The 16,583-nt window shown below is 44.3% G+C and carries 6 protein-coding genes and 4 pseudogenes; all 10 read left to right on the forward strand.

The features are described 5' to 3' along the window. Positions 1-22 precede the first annotated feature (22 nt). The 10 genes and pseudogenes from QHG57_RS03470 (at position 23) to QHG57_RS03515 (ending at position 16,505) form a co-directional block, all read left to right on the forward strand. Complete coding sequence (locus QHG57_RS03470; protein WP_330169469.1) at positions 23-8,092, forward strand: hemagglutinin repeat-containing protein; 8,070 nt, start codon at positions 23-25, stop codon at positions 8,090-8,092. Further along, positions 8,089-8,493 (forward strand): hypothetical protein, encoded by a 405-nt coding sequence (locus QHG57_RS03475; RefSeq protein WP_330169470.1) that lies wholly within the window; start codon positions 8,089-8,091, stop codon positions 8,491-8,493. The genes QHG57_RS03470 and QHG57_RS03475 overlap by 4 nt, the downstream gene beginning before the upstream one ends. A gap of 90 nt (positions 8,494-8,583) precedes the next feature. Next, a pseudogene (locus QHG57_RS03480) lies at positions 8,584-10,482 on the forward strand (hemagglutinin repeat-containing protein); the annotation flags it as partial. Further along, a complete protein-coding gene (locus tag QHG57_RS03485) occupies positions 10,479-10,883 on the forward strand; it encodes a hypothetical protein (protein ID WP_330169471.1) in 405 nt (134 codons plus the stop codon). The pseudogene QHG57_RS03480 and the gene QHG57_RS03485, both read left to right, overlap by 4 nt. 93 nt (positions 10,884-10,976) lie before the next feature. Further along, positions 10,977-12,866, forward strand: a pseudogene (locus QHG57_RS03490) (hemagglutinin repeat-containing protein); the annotation flags it as partial. Continuing rightward, complete coding sequence (locus QHG57_RS03495; RefSeq protein WP_330169472.1) at positions 12,863-13,264, forward strand: hypothetical protein; 402 nt, start codon at positions 12,863-12,865, stop codon at positions 13,262-13,264. The pseudogene QHG57_RS03490 and the gene QHG57_RS03495, both read left to right, overlap by 4 nt. A 12-nt stretch (positions 13,265-13,276) precedes the next feature. Then, positions 13,277-14,044: a filamentous hemagglutinin gene (locus QHG57_RS03500; protein ID WP_330169473.1), complete on the forward strand. Its 768-nt coding sequence runs from the start codon at positions 13,277-13,279 to the stop codon at positions 14,042-14,044. Next, positions 14,041-14,445, forward strand: a complete 405-nt coding sequence (locus QHG57_RS03505; protein WP_330169474.1) for a hypothetical protein — start codon at positions 14,041-14,043, stop codon at positions 14,443-14,445. Before QHG57_RS03500 ends, QHG57_RS03505 begins: the two co-directional genes overlap by 4 nt. Before the next feature lie 93 nt (positions 14,446-14,538). Further along, a pseudogene (locus tag QHG57_RS03510) lies at positions 14,539-16,227 on the forward strand (hemagglutinin repeat-containing protein); the annotation flags it as partial. Then, positions 16,210-16,505 (forward strand): annotated as a pseudogene (locus QHG57_RS03515) (XRE family transcriptional regulator). The pseudogenes QHG57_RS03510 and QHG57_RS03515, both read left to right, overlap by 18 nt. Positions 16,506-16,583 lie beyond the last annotated feature (78 nt).

Raw genomic sequence — 16,583 nt, forward strand, 5'->3', positions numbered from 1 at the left:
TCTTTTATTGGGGAGTTAAAGTATGAAATATGAGAAGAGAGCAAACAGAGCAATTTTATTGGGCGTTTTAGTTTCCAGTACAATGCTCAAAAAGGTTTTGGTAAGCGGACTTGGTGTTTCTTTTTTATTAACACCTTCAGTGTTACAGGCACAAATTACTGTGGATCCTAACGCTAATGCCGCCCATCGCCCAGATATAGTCGCAGCACCCAATGGGGTTCCCTCGATTGATATTGTTACCCCTAATGGCAAGGGCTTATCACACAATAAATATTACGATTTTAATATTGGCAGCCCAGGTGTCATTTGGAACAATCATGCGCAGGAAGTGGGGCAATCGCAGTTGGGGGGCATTATGCCGGGCAATCCGCATTTGCGCTATTCTGGTTCAGCAAAAGTGATTTTAAATGAAGTGACCAGCAGCAAGCGCAGTGCGCTTCATGGTCCAGGAGAGGTTTTTGGGCGCCCAGCCGATGTGATTATAGCCAATCCCAATGGGATAAGCTGTGATGGCTGTGGCTTTATCAATACGCCCCATGCGACCTTAACCACAGGTGTACCCGAAATTGATGCGAGCGGTTTTCTGAAAGGTTTTGAGGTGAGAGGTGGGGACATCATCTTTGGCGCAAGAGGAGCCAATTTTTTCTCAGGCCAAGGGGCGGTTGATATTGTCGATATTGTCTCACGCACGGTGCATTTTGAAGGACCTGTTGCAGGCAAGGAGATAGGAGTGACAGCAGGGACGGGTCATTTTGATTACGCTTCTCGGCAGATGAAAGAACTGACTGATATTACCGGCAAGCCGGAATATGCGATAGATGGTTCTGCGTTAGGTGCTCTACAAGCGGACAGAATAAAACTTGTGGCGACAGAAAAAGGTGTTGGGGTTCGCATGCGCCATGATATGGCAGCCAATGCGGGGCAGTTGCGCCTTTCTGCGGATGGAAAAATATCGTTGAAGAATGTTTTTGGTCATAAGGGTGTTGTCCTCAAATCGAAAAGCCAGAGCGTATTGGCAAAACACATCACTTCAAAAAAGCATATTGATATTGCCGCACATAAGGATGTGACGTTAGAAACGGTTGGCGCTGATGGTCATCTGAAAATAGAAGCGCAGGATGGGCTTTTATCGATTGCGGGTAAGGCAACTTCTGGAGGCAATATGGAGCTGTCTTCACGCCAGACTTTTAAAGTTGCTGGGCTAGGGGCAGGCGCTGATATGGCTCTTGAAGCGGGCGGAGACTTGAAACTTGAGGGGATTGTTTTAGCACAAGGGAACCTCAAGGCGCATGCTGGTGGTGATATCAGGGCAGATCTTTTAGCCGGTGGGGTTGATATGGCGGCAACGGGTGCTACTGGTGTTGTTGTTCTTGGCACTCAAGGGGATGTTGAACTTCAGAGCAGTCAAGGTGTGATTGTCGCTGAAAATATTTATGGGGCAGGAGATATCACCCTGGTTTCTCATGATGGGCTTTCTGTTGCCCAAACAATTCTGTCGCATCAAAATATCGCCATTCATGCACAACCAGAAACAAATGCCCCCGTTCATTTTGGGCAACTTTTAGCCTATGGCAAGGCAAATATTGAGGGTGGGGCGGTTGATTTTTCTTCGCTGATGACGGGTGATGAAGCTGTTTTAAAGGGTGACAGCCTTGATGCAGGCACACTGATGACAGGGTTAGATTTTGTTCACTCGCAAGTAAGCCCTTCGAATCCTTCTGGTGATCTTGTTTTTTATGACAAAGGTTCTCTTTCTATCACGGCACAAACGGGCATAAAGGTTGGACATATTATTAGTGGTGGTAATATTGACCTTTTTGCTGGCAACGACATTTATTATGATCAGGTCATTGGCTATGGCACAGCCACATTGACATCGGTATCAGGCGGGATCAGTGTTGAGAATGTGCTGTCTGCTAAGGGGGATGTGAGATTGACAGCACCAACACTGGATTTAAGCAATAACCGTTCTCATATTTACACGCCGCAAACGCTGTATTTAATTGCGGATCATATTGATGTCTCGGGCAGCGAATTGACGTATGGTGGTTTAGATTTTCACAGCACCAATGCCCTTGATATTCACCATGCACGGCTCCAAGCCGTGACAGATCAGGGTGGGACTGGAGATATTCTCTTTGTTGCTCCAGGCGTTATGGTGGATCAGGCAACTTCTGTTTTAGCGGCACGAGATTTCGTGATCAAAACGGGGGAGCTTGGAAATAGCGGTCAATTGGCATCGGGGCAGGATTTAGTCTTTAGCGTGACGGGCAATGTGACCAACAGCAAAACGGGCTTAATTTATGTGAAGGGCAATGGTGCTTTACAAGTTGATGGGGCTTTGCTCAATGATTTTGGCGCCATAATGACAGAAGGTGATTTATCTTTCACCAATGCAGCTGGCAGCGGAAAAAGCCTTTCGCTTGTCAACAAAGCAGGCTTTATTCAAGCAGGTGGAAATTTAAATATCCAAACCAACACCCTGAAAAACGAAGCCGATAGCACGCCTGTCATCACGGAAAAAACGGAATATAGCGATATTTCATTCGAAAAACCAAAGGGTTCTGATCAGCTCAGTGATGGGATGTTATATCATGATGCGAAAGTTGGTCTTTGGGGAAAAGGGCACGAACATCAAAGTCATACCGGACCTTTTAACGGACACTTATACATTTACTTAGATAATCCACTTTGGAATAGTAAAGAAGAAACCTATGGCACCGCAATTTCAAGCGACGGAACAGTCTATAAGGCTTTTACTTGGAAATATATTGACAAAAGAAACTCTGTAGAACAGTATCGATGGAATGGTTCTTGGTGGGGAGGATGGTTTGGGAATAGTAACTGGTCACACATGACAGAAAAGACTGTCACGCAGGCGTTTTCGCATAAGCCTACCGTTCAAGGGATGATACAATCTCACGGCAATCTCATCATTAACGCTGATACCATTGACAACCATTATAGCATTATAGAAGCAGGGGGAAATGCCGATATTCGCGCCAATGTGCTGACCAATTTGGGGGCAACAGCTTATAAAAAAACCTATATATATTGTAATACCAATACGAATGCTTATTGTTATGGCTATAAAGCTGATGGAAGCCGCGATGTTTCTTTAGATATAGCCAATGGCAAGGATCGCCAGATTGGTTCAGAAGCTTTGGAGAGCGTTCCTGGTCTTGTCCAAGCGGGTGGCACTTTAAATCTGGTGGTCGATCAACTCCACAACACGGCAGCGGAAGGTTCGATTACAGGGGATGCGCATTTTGAAGCCAAAGCGGTTGGGGGTAATCCACTGGAGGCCTTAAGTGGTTTAACTGGGGCTGGTGCTCTCTTTACACCAAAAGTGGATCTCAATAATGCAGGGGAACTTTCTGAGGGGCTCCCTTTACCAAAGCCTCAATCGGGTGGGATTGGTGGCACGCTGCCCAAACAGAATTTCATTTATGAAACGCGGGCAGAATTCCTTGATGTCGGCAAGTTTTATGGCTCAGCCTATTATTTGAACAGAATTGGTTACAATCCTGACAGAGAGATTTTTTTCTTAGGCGATGCATATTTTGAAAAGCAGCTGATTGAGAAACAGATGCGTGATCTTGTTGGTCAAGGTTTGGGCAAAGGTTCCTTTATTCCCGGAAGTGATGCCATTGAACAAGTCAAAACCTTGCTGGATGGTGGGGCAGAATATGCAAAAGCACACAATCTCCCCTTTGGTGAGGCTTTGAGTGAAGAACAATTGGCGTCCCTAGAAGCGCCGATGGTGATTTATGTGCGCCAACAGGTTAAAGGCATGGATGTTTATGCACCGGTGCTTTATATCCCCGAAAAAGACAGAGCTTCCTTTGTCTCTGCTGGGGCTTTGATCATGGGGGATGATGTCAATATCACCAGCCAAAATACCAGCAATTCCACAATAACCAATTCAGGGCGGATTGCGGCAAATCACCAGTTGCATGTGCATGGCGGGGATATCTTTAGTCAAGGCGGGCATTTTGCGGCGGGTAACGATGCTATTTTAGTTGCAGAGAAGAATATTCGTTTGGATGCAGGGCGCACAACGGTTGACGGCGTGGAGACAGTATTAAACACCGAGGCGCTTTCTGCTGGGGGCAATGCGAGCGTGATTGCTAAACAGGACATTACCGCCTCAGGGGTGGCGATCACCACCGGAGGTGATCTTGCCATGGCTACAGAACAAGGCAACTTGACGATTGGTTCAGCAGAAACCCATTACCATGATGAACAGGGTGATGCCACCATGCACCATAAATCGGAAGTCAATTCTGGAGGCTCGACGACACTTCTCTCTGGAAAAGATTTGAATATTTTAGGCTCTGATGTTCAAGCGCATGATAATCTTCTCTTAAAAGCTGAGGGCAATGTTTCGATTGATGCCACGCGCAACAGTGCCAATGGCCATCACGGGGATCAAACCTCTCATGTTGCCGTGCACAATGGCTCTCATTTAAGTTCTGGAAAAGAGACCACGGTTCTATCTGGAAAAGATATCCATATGGCTGCTTCCGATATTGATGCCAAGGGCAATGTTGCTCTTGGCGCACAAGGGGAGATAACTATAGGGGTAAGAGAAGATGAGATGGAGTATCATCTTCGCACCAAAAACACGAAAGTGGACATGCAAGCCTCTCATGCGGTTGGCTCTTCGATACAATCTGGAGGTGACACCACTGTCATTGCAGGGCAAGATGGCAAGCCGCATGATCTTAGCATCACAGGTAGTTCCATTGCGGCTGAGGGCAAGGTAGGGCTGAAAGCCAGCAACGATATTCTCATCAACAATGCGGAGGATAGCTTACACTATGAGATGTCGTATCATAAAGACGGTGGGGTGTTTAGTAGCAGCAAATCCGAGCATAACAAGGTTGATGCGACAGAAGTTTCCGGTTCACTCATCTCTGGGGGCAAAGGCGTTGCCATTGTCTCCGGAAACAACACGGAAGTTGTCGCCTCGACGCTCATAGCCGGTAAGGCAGAGGAAACGTCAGGAGAGAAAGCACCAGGAGATCAGAAACAAGCGGATATTACCATTCACTCTGGGGGAAAGATTGTCATAAAAGGCGCCCAAGAACACTTGGATCAACAAGCACAATCGTCATCAAGTGGCTTTTTGCATGAGGAATCGTCCGATAGCTCTCAATCGCATACCACAACGGTCTCCTCTGTTCTGGGGGCAACGGGCAACATTATCACGCAATCAGACAAAGAGACCACAATCACTGCTTCTCATATGTTTGCAAATGAAGATATTCATGTGACGGGAGAAAATGTGACGATTGATGGCATGACGGACCACCATAGCAGCCATTCAGAGGAGCATGAAACAGGTTTTGGTGTGGGATCAGGTAAGGGCTTTGTGTCGATATATGGCAGTGAGGGAAAGACAGAGAATGAAGAGAGTTTTGAACATCAAGGCTCTTCTCTCAATGGGAAAAATATCACCATCACCGCCACGAAAAAAGATGTGAACGTGGTGGGCTCTGATTTTAACGCAGAGGAAAATATTAATGTTTCGGCAGCCCGTGATGTAAATGTGTCTGTTGGTCATAATCGTCATAGTGCAAGCTCAAAGGAAGAACGCACAGGTTTTGGGTTTCAGTTTGAAAAGAACCCTAGCGGTGCTTCTGTAGGTGTTGGAATTGCGAGCGCCAAAGACACAGGGGACCAATGGGAAAATACCAATACGCCATCTCATTTCAAGGCGGGCAAAGATGTGCAGATCAATGGTGGCAATGATGTGAATTTACAAGCAACCATTGTTTCGGCGGATCGTGATGTCAACATTGATGCTGGCAATAATATTACCCTATCGGAAAGCTATGATACCTCTAACGCAAAAGAAAAGCATGAAAAGTCTTTTGCGGGTGTGACAGGCTCTGTCAATGTGGGTATTCTTGGTACAGTAAAAGATGTAAAGGATGCAGCCAAACGTTTTGGTCATGGGGATACAAAACACAAAATCGGTAATGGTCTTATTGCTGGTCTAAAAGGCTATGATCTCTATAGCAAAGGCAAAGGTCTTTATAATGAGATGAAAGGTGGAAACAAACAGTCTATTCGTGATATTGCTGATGTTTCTGCTAATGTGACCGTGGGCTTTAAGACAGAGAAGGAGGAGGCATCTGTTCAGACATCTACTGCGGTAACAAATAGCATAGAAGGCAGACGCGCTGTTAACATGCATGCCCATGAAGGTAGCATCCATAGTATTGGCGCTGATATTATCGCTGGTACCAATCCAGTCTATGCAAATGATGAGCAGAGCGGGAATATCACCTTGGATGCAAGACAACATATCACCTTTGAAAGTGCGCAAAACACGCAAAGCACTCAAAACAGCAGTGAAAACGCTTCAATGAATGTTGGGTATAGTTATGGTACCGGTGGTACAGGGTGGATGGGGAATGCTTCCTTTGGTAAAGGCAAGGGTTCCAGTGAGGAAGTGCATCACAAAAACAGCCATATTATAGGCACCGGAACGGTTCATACCAACAGTGGAGGAAACACCACATTGGCAGGCGCTGTGGTTTCTGGAAATCAGGTCAAAGTGGATGTGGGAGGAAGCTTGACCATAAAAAGCCAGAGTGATACGGGACAAAGTTCTAGCAAACAAAATTCTCTTTCCATTGGCTTTAATGGTGGAAAAAAGGATGATGCAGCCACAACCAATATATCCTTGAACAAGGATAAATCCTCTAGCGATTATCACAGTGTTGTGGAACAATCAGGCATTAAAGCGGGTGATGGCGGCTTTAAGATCAACGTTAAAGACAAAACAACTCTGGCCGGAGGTATTATTGAAAGCACCGCGCCGGCAGGAAAAAACAGCCTGACCACAGGAAGCATTAGCACCAGTGACATCAACAACAGTGCGCATGCTAAAGCCAGCAGCCAAGGTTTAAGCCTTTCTGCGGGTGGTCCGATGTATCAAGGCAAATATGGTGTCGGGAAAAACATCGCTAAAAATGTCTTAGATCATTCAAAAGCTAAAGATTCAGAGGAAGGATACACAAAATCTGCCATTAGCGATGGCACCATCGTCTTGACCGATGAAGCAGGGCAGAAGGTATTGACAGGGCAAGATGTCGAGCAAGCCATAGCCTCTCTTAATCGTGATACCGCCACCGCCCATCAGGGTGTACAACCGCTCGATGTAGGCAAGCTGGAGCAAATCGTCCATGAAAACCGTGAAATGGCAACCCAACTCTTAGAAGAAGGGTTTAAATACAGCGATGAATCCTATAAAACCATGTTTATCAAAGAGCACCCCATCGCTGTGGTCGACCGTGATGAAAAGGGTAATATACTCTATGAAATAGATGCAAATGGACAGTATATCACAGACGCTCGTGGACAAAAAATACCTCACGCACATTATTTAACGGATGAGGAAAAGCAGCATTTGCAAGCCGGCTCTGATGGCAAGGTGCATGTGTCCTTTAATGGTATCTTTACTCCACCAGAGGAAGCCGCTGTTTATGCGGTTCAACATGCGAAGGATAAAAATGAACCGCTTTATTTTGTTGTGTTCCCCAAAGCCGATTCTGCTATCTCAGAACTATTGGTTGCGGGTTATCAGAAGTTTATGGAAAATAACTTTTGGGGTTTGACCAATTCCACACAAGAAGCAAAAGATTTGGTGTATAGCCATGGTATTACAGGGTTAGAACTTTACGGCCATAGCCGTGGGACGATGACATTGGGGAATATGCTGAATTCTTTCAAACAAGAAGGTGTTCACGGTATAGCCAACGAAAACACGAATATCAATTTCTATGGACCCGCCTTTAATGTTTTAGTTGCATCCGGTCTGTTAGGTTATGTGAGTGATGGCAAACAAACCACGATAGGCTTTGATGGTCATAGATATGACTTTGTAAGCAGAGTTATTGGTGGCAATGATTATACCTATGAGACACTCCCTGCTGGTAGTAACATGTTTAAAGAAACATGGAATATGTTTTCAAATCCTTACAATCCCCATACCTGTCTTGGAGATGCGGGTCCAAAATGTCGAGATATATATGGACTTTCCCATCGAGTACAATTCCCTTTAAGGAGTAAAAAATGAAACAAATCTTTAAATTATTGAGTTGTATAGCTTTATTAGTTATAATGGGATGCCAGTTTAATAAACCTCCTGCAGGATACTTCACTGTGTGGGAAAAATCAGGAGCAGATCGGTTTGAGGTAAAAAAAGCACTTTTAGAATGTGGAATGCCAACCCCTTATGATGTTGATCCAGAAAACAGAAATTTAAGCAATAATGCATGGGCAACCATAGAAGCTTGTATGATTCAAGCTGGTTTCCATGATAAATATGATAGGGGGGGGGGATGGTGTGGAAATCATAAAGCCGAAAACTTGCCTATTTGTCGTCCAGGTGCTGTGATTCCGAGGCGCAGTGTCAAGAAGCGCTTGAACAGCCCTTTTTGTAAAAAGCATCCAGAACAATATGAATGCTATCCTTAAGTCTTGCTTGTAATGACCGACAATCCGCCATCCTTGCCTTCGCTTGGAATGGCGGGATTGTTCTCTTTGTATCACTATTGAACGCCAGAAGACATGCATGCCCACAAAGGCAGCATCCATGGTGTTGGAGCCGATATTATTGCCAGCACAAATCCTTTGATCAACGATGAACAGAGCGGGAATATCACTTTGGAAGCAGGTAAAGATATCACCTTTGAAAGTGCGCAAAACACACAAACAATGCAAAATCATTCGCAAAGCGCTTCAATGAATGTTGGGTATAGTTATGGTACCGGTGGTACAGGGTGGATGGGGAATGCTTCCTTTGGTAAAGGCAAGGGTTCCAGTGAGGAAGTGCATTACAAAAACAGCCATATTATAGGCACCGGAACGGTTCATACCAACAGTGGAGGAAACACCACATTGGCAGGCGCCGTAATTTCTGGAAATCAAGTCAAAGTGGATGTGGGAGGAAGCTTGACCATAAAAAGCCAGAGTGATACGGGACAAAGTTCTAGCAAACAAAATTCTCTTTCCATTGGCTTTAATGGTGGAAAAAAGGATGATGCAGCCACAACCAATATTTCCTTGAACAAGGATAAATCCTCTAGCGATTATCACAGTGTTGTGGAACAATCAGGCATTAAAGCGGGTGATGGCGGCTTTAAGATCAACGTTAAAGACAAAACAACCCTGGCCGGAGGTATTATTGAAAGCACCGCGCCGGCAGGAAAAAACAGCCTGACCACAGGAAGCATTAGCACCAGTGACATCAACAACAGTGCGCATGCTAAAGCCAGCAGCCAAGGTTTAAGCCTTTCTGCGGGTGGTCCGATGTATCAAGGCAAATATGGTGTCGGGAAAAACATCGCTAAAAATGTCTTAGATCATTCAAAAGCTAAAGATTCAGAGGAAGGATACACAAAATCTGCCATTAGCGATGGCACCATCGTCTTGACCGATGAAGCAGGGCAGAAGGTATTGACAGGGCAAGATGTCGAGCAAGCCATAGCCTCTCTTAATCGTGATACCGCCACCGCCCATCAGGGTGTACAACCGCTTGATGTAGGCAAGCTGGAGCAAATCGTCCATGAAAACCGTGAAATGGTAACCCAACTCTTAGAAGAAGGGTTTAAATACAGCGATGAATCCTATAAAACCATGTTTATCAAAGAGCACCCCATCGCTGTGGTCGACCGTGATGAAAAGGGTAATATACTCTATGAAATAGATGCAAATGGAGAGCCTATAGAAGACGCTCGTGGACAACCTATCCCTAAGTTTCATTATTTAACGGATGAGGAAAAGCAGCATTTGCAAGCCGGCTCTGATGGCAAGGTGCATGTGTCCTTTAATGGCATTTTTACACCCCCCTATGAGGCGGCTGTTTATGCTGAGCAACATGCGAAGGATAAAAATGAACCGCTTTATTTTGTTGTGTTCCCCAAAGCCGATTCTGCTATCTCAGAACTACTGGTCGCGGGTTATCAGAAGTTTATGGAAAATAACTTTTGGGGTTTGACCAATTCCACACAAGAAGCAAAAGATTTGGTGTATAGCCATGGTATTACAGGGTTAGAACTTTACGGCCATAGCCGTGGGACGATGACATTGGGGAATATGCTGAATTCTTTCAAACAAGAAGGTGTGCACGGTATAGCCGACAACACGAATATCAATTTCTATGGACCCGCCTTTAATGTTTTAGTTGCATCCGGTCTGTTAGGTTATGTGAGTGATGGCAAACAAACCACGATAGGCTTTGATGGGCATAGATATGACTTTGTAAGCAGAGTTATTGGTGGCAATGATTATACCTACGAGACACTCCCTGCTGGCAGTAACTGGTGGAAAGAAACATGGAAAATGTTCTCAGATCCCATAAATCCTCATACCTGTCTTGGAGATGTGGGTTATAAATGCCAAAAGTTTTATGGCACATCTCATCGTGAACAATTTCCTTTAAGTAAATCACGGAGTAAAAAATGAAACAAACTCTAAAATTATTAAGCACTGTAACTTTGTTAATTATAACTGGATGTAATATCGATAAACCTCCTCCAGGAGAGATGGCTACGTGGGAGAAAAATGGTGTTACTGATTTTACTGAGATAGGAAAAGCCTTGTTAGAATGTGGCATGCCAACCCCTTATGATAAGGATCCAGAAAGCAGAAAGCTTAGCTACAATGCAATAGCAACCATAGAAGCTTGTATGCTCCAATCAGGTTTCCGTGATAAAGTGGGGGGGGGGACTTGGTGTGTAAATCATAAAGCCGAAAACCTTCCCATTTGTCGTCCAGGTGCTGTCATCCCACAGCGTAGTGTCACGAAGCGCTTGAACAGCCCGTTTTGTAAAAAGTATAAAAATAGTCGCAAATGCCAGCCTTAAGTCTTGCTGTTTGTGATGATCAACAATCCGCCATCCTTGCCTTCGCTTGGAATGGCGCGATTGTTCTCTTTGTATCACTATTGAACGCCAGAAGACATGCATGCCCACAAAGGCAGCATTCATGGTGTTGGAACTGATATTATTGCCAGCACAAATCCTTTGATCAACGATGAACAGAGCGGGAATATCACCTTGGATGCAAGACAACATATCACCTTTGAAAGTGCGCAAAACACGCAAAGCACTCAAAACAGCAGTGAAAACGCTTCAATGAATGTTGGGTATAGTTATGGTACCGGTGGTACAGGGTGGATGGGGAATGCTTCCTTTGGTAAAGGCAAGGGTTCCAGTGAGGAAGTGCATCACAAAAACAGCCATATTATAGGCACCGGAACGGTTCATACCAACAGTGGAGGAAACACCACATTGGCAGGCGCTGTGGTTTCTGGAAATCAGGTCAAAGTGGATGTGGGAGGAAGCTTGACCATAAAAAGCCAGAGTGATACGGGACAAAGTTCTAGCAAACAAAATTCTCTTTCCATTGGCTTTAATGGTGGAAAAAAGGATGATGCAGCCACAACCAATATTTCCTTGAACAAGGATAAATCCTCTAGCGATTATCACAGTGTTGTGGAACAATCAGGCATTAAAGCGGGTGATGGCGGCTTTAAGATCAACGTTAAAGACAAAACAACCCTGGCCGGAGGTATTATTGAAAGTACCGCGCCGGCAGGAAAAAACAGCCTGACCACAGGAAGCATTAGCACCAGTGACATCAACAACAGTGCGCATGCTAAAGCCAGCAGCCAAGGTTTAAGCCTTTCTGCGGGTGGTCCGATGTATCAAGGCAAATATGGTGTCGGGAAAAACATCGCTAAAAATGTCTTAGATCATTCAAAAGCTAAAGATTCAGAGGAAGGATACACAAAATCTGCCATTAGCGATGGCACCATCGTCTTGACCGATGAAGCAGGGCAGAAGGTATTGACAGGGCAAGATGTCGAGCAAGCCATAGCCTCTCTTAATCGTGATACCGCCACCGCCCATCAGGGTGTACAACCGCTTGATGTAGGCAAGCTGGAGCAAATCGTCCATGAAAACCGTGAAATGGCAACCCAACTCTTAGAAGAAGGGTTTAAATACAGCGATGAATCCTATAAAACCATGTTTATCAAAGAGCACCCCATCGCTGTGGTCGACCGTGATGAAAAGGGTAATATACTCTATGAAATAGATGCAAATGGAGTACCTATAAGAGACGCTCGTGGACAACCTATCCCTAAGTTTCATTATTTAACGGATGAGGAAAAGCAGCATTTGCAAGCCGGCTCTGATGGCAAGGTGCATGTGTCCCTCAATGGCATTTTTACACCCCCCTATGAGGCGGCTGTTTATGCAGAGCAACATGCGAAGGATAAAAATGAACCGCTTTATTTTGTTGTGTTCCCCAAAGCCGATTCTGCTATCTCAGAACTACTGGTCGCGGGTTATCAGAAGTTTATGGAAAATAACTTTTGGGGTTTGACCAATTCCACACAAGAAGCAAAAGATTTGGTGTATAGCCATGGTATTACAGGGTTAGAACTTTACGGCCATAGCCGTGGGACGATGACATTGGGGAATATGCTGAATTCTTTCAAACAAGAAGGTGTTCACGGTATAGCCGACAACACGAATATCAATTTCTATGGACCCGCCTTTAATGTTTTAGTTGCATCCGGTCTGTTAGGTTATGTGAGTGATGGCAAACAAACCACGATAGGCTTTGATGGGCATAGATATGACTTTGTAAGCAGAGTTATTGGTGGCAATGATTATACCTATGAGACACTCCCTGCTGGTAGTAACTGGTGGAAAGAAACATGGAAAATGTTCTCAGATCCCATAAATCCTCATACTTGCCTTGGAAATGCGAGCTCAGCATGTCGATATGTTTATGGCTCATCCAATCTAGTACAATTCCCTTTAAGGAGTAAAAAATGAAACAAATTTTAAAACTATTAGGTGTTGTAACTTTGCTGAATATAGCTGGATGTCAGTTTAATAAAACTCCCACATCATCTTTGGCGATGTGGGAAAAGTCTGGAGCAGACTTCACTGAGGTAGGCAAAGCCTTGTTAGAATGTGGAATGCCAACCCCTTATGATAAGGATCCAGAAAGCAGAAATTTAAGCAACAATGCATGGGCAACAATTCATGCTTGTATGGTTCAATCAGGTTTCCGCTATAAAGAAAGGGAGGGGGGATGGTGTTATACTTTTAGAGCCGAAAATTTGCCCATATGTCGTCCGGGTGCTGTGATCCCGAGGCGCAGTGTCAAGAAGCGCTTGAACAGCCCTTTTTGTAAAAAATATAAAAACGCACCTGAATGCAAACCTTAAGTTTTACTGTTTGTGCTGATCAACAATCCGCCATCCTTGCCTTCGCTTGGAATGGCGGGATTGTTTCCTCACTTTCATTATTTAACGGATGAGGAAAAGCAGCATTTGCAAGCCGGCTCTGATGGCAAGGTGCATGTGTCCCTCAATGGCATTTTTACACCCCCCTATGAGGCGGCTGTTTATGCAGAGCAACATGCGAAGGATAAAAATGAACCGCTTTATTTTGTTGTGTTCCCCAAAGCCGATTCTGCTATCTCAGAACTACTGGTCGCGGGTTATCAGAAGTTTATGGAAAATAACTTTTGGGGTTTGACCAATTCCACACAAGAAGCAAAAGATTTGGTGTATAGCCATGGTATTACAGGGTTAGAACTTTACGGCCATAGCCGTGGGACGATGACATTGGGGAATATGCTGAATTCTTTCAAACAAGAAGGTGTGCACGGTATAGCCGACAACACGAATATCAATTTCTATGGACCCGCCTTTAATGTTTTAGTTGCATCCGGTCTGTTAGGTTATGTGAGTGATGGCAAACAAACCACGATAGGCTTTGATGGGCATAGATATGACTTTGTAAGCAGAGTTATTGGTGGCAATGATTATACCTACGAGACACTCCCTGCTGGCAGTAACTGGTGGAAAGAATGGTGGAAAGTGGCTACAAATCCCATAAGCTCCCACACCTGTCTTGGAAATGCGAGTCCACAATGTAGATATGATTATGGTTTATCTCATCGTGAACAATTTCCTTTAAGTAAATCACGGAGTAAAAAATGAAACAAACTTTAAAGCTATTAGGTGCTGTAACTTTGTTCAGTATAGTCGGATGTCAATTTAACAAACCTCCTCTAGGAGAGGTGGCAGCGTGGAAGAAACCAGGAGCAGATTTTACAGAGGTAGGAAAAGCCTTGTTAGAATGTGGAATGCCAACACCTTATTATACCGATCCAGAAAGCAGAAAGCTTAGTATCAATGCATGGGCAACAATTCATGCGTGTATGGTTCAATCAGGTTTCCATTATGAAAATGAACATGAGGGTGGCTGGTGTTATACTTTTAGAGCCGAAAATTTGCCCATATGTCGTCCGGGCGCTGTGATCCCGAGGCGCAGTGTCAAGAAGCGCTTGAACAGCCCGTTTTGTAAAAAGTATAAAAATACTCGCAAATGCCAGCCTTAAGTCTTACTGTTTGTGATGATCAACAATCCGCCATCCTTGCCTTCGCTTGGAATGGCGCGATTGTTCCCTCAGTCTTCCTATTGAACGCCAGAAGACATGCATGCCCACAAAGGCAGCATCCATAGTATTGGCGCTGATATTATCGCTGGTACCAATCCAGTCTATGCAAATGATGAGCAGAGCGGGAATATCACCTTGGATGCAAGACAACATATCACCTTTGAAAGTGCGCAAAACACGCAAAGCACTCAAAACAGCAGTGAAAACGCTTCAATGAATGTTGGGTATAGTTATGGTACCGGTGGTACAGGGTGGATGGGGAATGCTTCCTTTGGTAAAGGCAAGGGTTCCAGTGAGGAAGTGCATCACAAAAACAGCCATATTATAGGCACCGGAACGGTTCATACCAACAGTGGAGGAAACACCACATTGGCAGGCGCTGTGGTTTCTGGAAATCAAGTCAAAGTGGATGTGGGAGGAAGCTTGACCATAAAAAGCCAGAGTGATACGGGACAAAGTTCTAGCAAACAAAATTCTCTTTCCATTGGCTTTAATGGTGGAAAAAAGGATGATGCAGCCACAACCAATATATCCTTGAACAAGGATAAATCCTCTAGCGATTATCACAGTGTTGTGGAACAATCAGGCATTAAAGCGGGTGATGGCGGCTTTAAGATCAACGTTAAAGACAAAACAACTCTGGCCGGAGGTATTATTGAAAGCACCGCGCCGGCAGGAAAAAACAGCCTGACCACAGGAAGCATTAGCACCAGTGATATCACCAACAGTACGCATGCTAAAGCCAGCAGTCAAGGGGTTAGCCTTTCTGGGAATGATATGATAAAAAATATTGCTAAAAATGCTTTAAGTCATGGAAAAGCCAAGGATGGAGCAGAAGGGGAAACCAAATCTGCTATCAGTGATGGGAGTATCATCCTAACCGATACAACTGGACAGAGGGCGATGGGGCAAGACGCTGGACAAATCATTGGCTCTCTCAACCGCAACACCGCTACAGCCCACCAGGCAGTAGGACAGCTAGATGTCGCACCGCTTGAGGGAGCAGTGCATAATCGCGTGGATATGATCAATGATTTATCGGATGAAGGATTTAATACCTTTGAACAGAGCTTTATAAACATGTTTATCAAAAAGCATTATCTGGCTACCGTGGATCACGATGAAAATGGCAATGTGATCTATGCAAAAGATGAAAATGGGAAATATATAAAAGACAGTCATGGAAATCCACAGCCGCAATATCATTATTTAACGCCTGAAGAACAACAGAATTTACAAAAAGGTTCTGATGGCAAGGTTCATGTTTTTCTCAATGGTATTTTTACAACACCAGATGAAGCAGCCCATAATGCGGTTCAGTTGGCTGATAACAAGAATGATCCACACTATTTTCTGATGTTTCCCCATAGCGATTCGCTCTTGGTAGAGGGGTTCATTGCAGGGTATCAGTATTTTCTAGAAGGTAAGTTGGGTGCTCTGACCAATTCGACGAAGAAGTACCAGAATCTGTTGTATAGCCTTGGCAATATAGGATTGCATGTTGATGCGCATAGCCGCGGCAGTATGACAGCGGGCAATGGATCGCATGATTTAGAAAAGCATGGTGTTCATGGTATAGCAAAGGAAACAACGATTAATTTCTTTGGACCAGCTTATAATACTCAAAACATGGCAGATACGTTATATATCTTAAGTGATGGAAAGCAGGATTACGTAAACTTGGAAAATCATAAATATGACTTTGTGGGTACAAAGATTGGAAAAAAGCTTGTACCAGTAGGAATGGAAGAAAAGATCATTGAACTCACTCTTTAGATCAAGAGGCAGCAGAAATTTTGAGAAGAGAGTCGGATGCTTGTCGCAAAAGTTTTACGATCAAGAGCTCCGATCCGTTAAGTCGTGAAGCTGTTGGCACGTTTGTTAGACTTTTAGATCTCTTTTCACAAAAGGATAATGATTTAGAAAAATTCAAAGAAATATTAGAAGCAATGCATGAAGCGAAAAGAAAGAAAAATGCTACTGTTGTAGAGGAATGTTAAAAAAACATTCCCCCATCTTTAAAAAATCAATAAAAAAAATAAGTTGCATGTAGTAAAGATAGAGTGTGGTGCTCAGAC

It is taken from the genome of Bartonella grahamii subsp. shimonis (assembly GCF_036327415.1).
In the GTDB taxonomy this organism is placed as follows: Bacteria; Pseudomonadota; Alphaproteobacteria; order Rhizobiales; family Rhizobiaceae; genus Bartonella; species Bartonella shimonis.

Coding starts and splice junctions, on each gene's coding strand:
- QHG57_RS03470 (WP_330169469.1), top strand. CDS start 23: ATGAAATATGAGAAGAGAGCAAACAGAGCAATTTTATTGGGCGTTTTA.
- QHG57_RS03475 (WP_330169470.1), top strand. CDS start 8,089: ATGAAACAAATCTTTAAATTATTGAGTTGTATAGCTTTATTAGTTATA.
- QHG57_RS03485 (WP_330169471.1), top strand. CDS start 10,479: ATGAAACAAACTCTAAAATTATTAAGCACTGTAACTTTGTTAATTATA.
- QHG57_RS03495 (WP_330169472.1), top strand. CDS start 12,863: ATGAAACAAATTTTAAAACTATTAGGTGTTGTAACTTTGCTGAATATA.
- QHG57_RS03505 (WP_330169474.1), top strand. CDS start 14,041: ATGAAACAAACTTTAAAGCTATTAGGTGCTGTAACTTTGTTCAGTATA.